We start from the raw sequence: 5,446 nt of genomic DNA on the forward strand, positions 1-5,446 counted from the left end.
CGCGGCGTCGGTCTTTCCTCGCTTCACGTAAGGCTTCACATAAGACGGCGGCATCAGCCGAACGTCATGCCCCAGTTCCTGAAGCCTGCGGCCCCAATCGTGAGCGCCGGCGCAAGCCTCCATGCCAATGAGACATCGTGGACGCTTCTGGAAAAATGCAAGTAATTGGCTGCGCCGAAGCTGCCGGCGCACAAGAACCAGACCGTTCTCGTCCACACCGTGGATCTGAAAGACACTCTTTGCGAGATCGATACCCACTGTGGCAAGCTCTGACATGGATCGCTCCTTTGATCCGGATGATGTCATCCAAACTATGCCGGAATACGCCGGCGGGAGCAGGAGCCATCCACAACATCAATCGAGATGATGTTCGCCAAGCTCAAGGCGCTCCTGCGCAAGGCGGCCGAACGCACTGTGACCGGCCTTTGGGACAGGATCGGGAAGCTGATTGACCTCATCGAGCACCAGGAGGTTCGAAACTTCTTCACATATGTGGTTACGATCCAGCATGACGGGCAACCACTCTAGTAGCCTACTTCGAATGATACCGTGGATATGTTACGCGCCTACAATATTTTATGAAGGAAAATTCACATTGCCCGTTTCCGCTTATTTAAACATTGAAATTTTATATGACGAATATCTAATCAAACCGCGGGGAAAGGACGATGCCAATAGTGAGCATGACGGTCTCAAAAAAGATTTATGTAGCGTCCGGTCTAGCAATCTCCATGATCGCCGGGTTGATCGTGAACGATTATCTGGCGCAAAAGGCCATCACCAATGCCGAGGAGGTCGTTCAACGTGAGCAGATCATATTCGATGGGATTGCTCAAGCTGAGAAGACTTTGCTTAAGTTGCAAATCTATCTACGCGACATTTGCCTTGCGGATACGTCCGAGGAGCTTGATAGGGCCCTTTCCCAAGTCGCTCCTGTTTCCGAAGCCGGGCAAAGAGGACTGGATGAGTCCATCCGAATCGCAATGAAGCCAGATGTCCTTAAAGACATCCAGACATCCCTGAAAGATTACGCAAAAGCCACTACAGTTGTCGCGGACTATGTGCGGAGCAATAATTTCACCAATCTGAAGCAGTTGGATGCCGTTCGTGCACAGTCAACGGTACCGATCAGTACGGCTGCCAAAAAAGCTATCGACGCCTCCATCACGAATGCCAAGGGTTTTACACAGGAAGCTAAAGACGCTCTTTCGGAAACAAAAGCTGCTCAACGCTGGATCTCTGACCTCATTGAATATAGTATTTTGAGTGTTCTGTTGCTGACGGCATTTATACTGCGACGGAGCGTGATCAAGCCAATCAAGGACTTGATCGAAGCGACCATTCGTCTTTCGCAGGGGGATACGAATGTCAGTTTCCCTCTTGCAAATCAGCGGGACGAGATCGGAATGATGTACGCCGCACTCGAGACGTTCCGAGATGCAACGGTCGCGAACGCTCAGTTGCAGAAAGAAACCGAAGAAATGCGTCAGCGAACAGAAGCCGAGCGGCAGGCAGCCCAGGCGCTTGCGGAGGCGCAGGCTGATGAGAGGCTTCGTGTTGCGACTAGTGGTCTCGCGCGCGGGCTCAAGCTTCTCGCAAGCGGCGAGCTGAACTTCCAGCTCGATGAGAAATTCTCTCCGGAATTTGAGCCTTTGCGACTCGATTTCAATCAGTCTGTGCACCAACTTAACGATACGCTTTCGGCTGTAAGCCAGAGCATCGCATTGATCGATACTGGATCCAACGAAATTGCGGTTGGTGCAAACCAGCTTTCAAAACGCACAGAGCAACAAGCAGCATCGCTGGAGGAAACCGCCGCGGCCGTCGAGCAAATCACTTCGAACGTCAAGAACTCTACTCAGCGTACGGAAGATGCACGACAGGTCGCGAGCCAGGCGAAGCTCTCGGCAAACAAGTCATCAGAAGTGGTGGCCCTTGCTGAAGAGGCCATGAAGCGGATTGAGGATTCATCGCAAAAAATCTCCAACATTATTGGTGTGATCGATGAAATCGCGTTCCAGACAAACCTGCTTGCACTGAACGCTGGAGTCGAAGCTGCCCGTGCTGGGGAGGCAGGGAAGGGTTTCGCAGTTGTTGCGCAGGAAGTGCGAGAGCTCGCGCAAAGGTCGGCTACTGCAGCAAAAGAAATCAAGGCGCTGATTGAGAACTCGACAGGCGAAGTCTCAAGTGGCGTAGATCTTGTCCGCAAGACGGGCGAAACCTTGAGAACAATAGGATCACTGATCGTTGAAATGAATGCACATATGGATGCCATTGCTCTTTCCGCTAAGGAGCAATTCACAGGCCTTAGTGAAGTCAATGAAGCCGTAACATCCATGGATCAAACCACGCAGCAAAATGCGGCTATGGTTGAGGAGTCGAGTGCGGCCTCCAATGCTTTGATGGGCGAAGTCAGCAAGCTTCGAGGATTGATCGCTCAATTCTCGCTTGCGACCAATCGACCCGGACATAAGGAGGGTGATGCTGTACTCGCAGTACGAAATCCGAAAGCATCTCCAAGCAGATCTGATCAACCTACCACAGCGCCTGTGCCTCGGTTGAGGGCAGTAGGACAGGGTCGTTCGAGTGGGGAGAGCTGGGAGGACTTTTGAAACGGGGCTGGCACCGGGCAAAAACTTCGCTGTTGCCCGGTGCAACTCTACTCCGTATGGCCAGTATTCCGGTCCGTTTCTCTTTGACGTGCTCCCAATAAATTGGGCCATTTGGAACTGGAATTTTCCAGCCGAACTAGCGGCTTCGAAATAACTCCGGGCGCGATCGGCAAGGTTGGCGAGATGAGGTGGCGTCGGATCCTCGCCGACGAGAGAGGGGAGTGGGCTATCGCCCGACACCTCCGGCGCGGAAACATCACGCCCGGGAGCCGTGCTGAGAGACGGCGCTGAGGTCTCCGCGACGTGATTTTCGCTGTTCTGCTCGATGATTTGGCCGTAAGCGGTGTTTTGACCACACCTTCCGGATCAGTTCGTGATTGACGATGTTGAAGCCGAACGAGGGCTTGGAGATATGTCGATTTCACAGCTTACGCTGACATCGAGTGATGAAGAGCCGGTGCGCCGGTTCGAGGTTTTCACGGGCAGCGGCCGACGGCGTGAGTGGAGCGACGAGCGCAAAGCTGAGATCGTGGCGGAGAGCTATGATCCAGCCGTAACGGTCTGCGCTGTCGCGCGGCGTCACGGATTGACGCCGCAGCAATTGTTCACCTGGCGTCGGCTTGCCCGCAAGCCGCTCGAAGTTGTGCCTGATGTCGAGGACGTTCCGATGTTTGCGCAAGCGGTCTTGGCCGTGCCTACCAAAGCGGTAGCCAAAGAGCCGGAACCGGCGCGTGCGCCGAGAAAGAAGCCGGGGAGCGGCGCAATTGAATTGGAGATCGGCGGGACGATCGTCAGGATCGCATCCGGTGCAGATGCGGCCACGATTGCTGCCGTCATCCAGGCCGTGAAGGCACAATCGTGATCGGGCCGTCGGGAGCGGTAAAGGTGATGGTTGCCACTCGGCCTGTCGACTTTCGCAAAGGCGCGGAAGGCCTTGCGGCGCTGGTCAAGGCCGAGATGGGGGCCGATCCGTTCTCCGGCGCGATCTACGTGTTCCGGGCCAGGCGGGCGGACCGGATCAAGCTCGTCTTCTGGGACGGTAGCGGTGTATGCCTGGTCTCCAAGCGGCTTGAAGATGGCGAGTTCCATTGGCCCAAGATGCAGGATGGAGCGATGCGTCTGACGGCTGCCCAGTTCTCGGCACTGTTCGAGGGGCTGAACTGGAAGCGCGTTCAAGCGCCGATCGAGGCGCGTGTTCCGGAGAAGGCGGGATAGTCGCCGCGACCAATTGAATCAGGCTCATCCACACCCTCGTCTTGGTCGCAGGATTGTGCTGTTGTCGATCCATGACGATGACGGCCGACGAGCTTCCCGACGACCTGAACGCGCTCAAGGCCATGGTGCTTTCGCGCGAGCTCGAGAACGCCAGGCTGCGTCAGATCATCAGGGAATTGCAGCGTCATCGCTTCGGCCGTCGCGCTGAGACGCTTCCAGAAGATCAGCTTCTCCTTGGGCTCGAAGAGGCCGAACAGGTCGAGGCGGACGGCCTGGAAGATAAGGAGCAGGCATCGAGCGATCTGCGCCGGGAACGGGTCGCCAGGCGGCGGACAAACCGTGGTGCCCTTCCTGCCCATCTGCCGCGCATCGATGTCGTCATCGACATCGAGAGCCATGACTGCCCCTGCTGTGGCAAAGGCCTGCATCGGATCGGCGAAGACGTCAGCGAGAAGCTCGACATCGTGCCAGCCCAGTTCCGCGTTCTGGTAACGCGCCGTCCCAAATATGCATGCCGGGCCTGCGAGGAAGTCGTCGTCCAGGCGGTAGCTCCCGCGCGGTTGATCGAAGGTGGCATTCCGACTGAAGCGACCGTCGCCCAGGTGCTGGTCTCCAAATACGCCGATCACCTGCCGCTCTACAGACAGGCGCAAATCTACAAGCGTCAGGGCATCGACCTCGACCGCTCGACACTTGCCGACTGGGTCGGTCGCGCCGCCTGGCATCTGCGCCCGGTTCATCGAAGGCTGCTCGAGCATCTGAAGGCCTCGTCAAAGCTTTTCGCCGACGAGACGACCGCCCCGGTGCTCGATCCGGGCCGGGGAAAGACAAAGACCGGGCAACTTTGGGCTTATGCGCGCGACGACAGGCCATGGCAGGGAGCCGACCCGCCCGGTGTCGTCTATGTCTATGCGCCCGATCGCAAGAGCGAACGGCCGATGGCACATCTCAATGGCTTCGTCGGCATCCTGCAGGTCGACGGATATGTTGGCTATCGAGCGCTCGCCGCCGGCAACAGTGTGTCTTTGGCATTCTGCTGGAGCCATGTGCGCCGGCGTTTCTATGAACTGGCGTCGGCCGGTCCCGCGCCTATTGCCAGCGAAGCGCTCAGGCGCATCGCCGAACTCTACAAGATCGAGGATGATATCCGCGGTCTCATTCACAAGGAACGTCGCGCTATCCGGCAGGCCAAGAGCCGCCCGATCATCGACAGTCTCGCGCCTTGGCTGACCGAGCAACTCTCGCTCATCAGCCAGAAGACCAAGCTCGCCGAAGCAATCCGCTACACGATCTCACGCTGGGATGGATTGATCCGTTTCATCGATGACGGCCGTATCGAGATCGACTCCAACACCGTCGAACGCTCTATCAGGCCGATCGCCCTGAATCGGAAAAATGCATTGTTCGCAGGCTCTGACGCCGGGGCCGAACACTGGGCGACCATTGCCTCGCTCATCGAAACGGCCAAGCTCAATGCCGTTGATCCGCTGGCCTATCTGGCCGACGTCATCACCAAGATCGTCAATGGACACCCGAATGGTCAGCTCGACGACCTGTTGCCTTGGGCCTACGCCGTGAAGCCAGAAACCAAGCACGTGGCCTGAGAACACCGCTTACAA

At 56.9% G+C, this 5,446-nt stretch carries 4 protein-coding genes and 2 pseudogenes; 5 read left to right on the forward strand and 1 reads right to left on the reverse strand.

The genetic code is table 11. The features are described from left to right. A pseudogene (locus tag FNA46_RS15590) lies at positions 1–276 on the reverse strand (IS110 family transposase); the annotation flags it as partial. Between the two features lie 81 nt (positions 277–357). Here FNA46_RS15590 and FNA46_RS15595 point away from each other — a divergent pair. The 5 genes and pseudogenes from FNA46_RS15595 to tnpC form a co-directional block, all read left to right on the forward strand. After that, a pseudogene (locus FNA46_RS15595) lies at positions 358–512 on the forward strand (IS630 family transposase); the annotation flags it as partial. A gap of 171 nt (positions 513–683) precedes the next feature. Then, positions 684–2,612, forward strand: a complete 1,929-nt coding sequence (locus FNA46_RS15600; protein ID WP_425468767.1) for a methyl-accepting chemotaxis protein — start codon at positions 684–686, stop codon at positions 2,610–2,612. A 373-nt stretch (positions 2,613–2,985) separates the two neighbouring features. After that, the gene (gene tnpA / locus FNA46_RS15610; protein WP_210245889.1) at positions 2,986–3,474 is read left to right on the forward strand and encodes an IS66-like element accessory protein TnpA; all 489 of its coding nucleotides are present in this window, start codon (positions 2,986–2,988) and stop codon (positions 3,472–3,474) included. Continuing rightward, a complete protein-coding gene (gene tnpB / locus FNA46_RS15615; RefSeq protein ID WP_143126136.1) occupies positions 3,471–3,827 on the forward strand; it encodes an IS66 family insertion sequence element accessory protein TnpB in 357 nt (118 codons plus the stop codon). Before tnpA ends, tnpB begins: the two co-directional genes overlap by 4 nt. 71 nt (positions 3,828–3,898) lie before the next feature. Then, entirely contained in the window at positions 3,899–5,431 is a 1,533-nt protein-coding gene (tnpC, locus tag FNA46_RS15620; protein WP_143126137.1) for an IS66 family transposase, read from the forward strand. Positions 5,432–5,446 lie beyond the last annotated feature (15 nt).

This window comes from Affinirhizobium straminoryzae (genome assembly GCF_007004135.1).
GTDB lineage: Bacteria > Pseudomonadota > Alphaproteobacteria > Rhizobiales > Rhizobiaceae > Neorhizobium > Neorhizobium straminoryzae.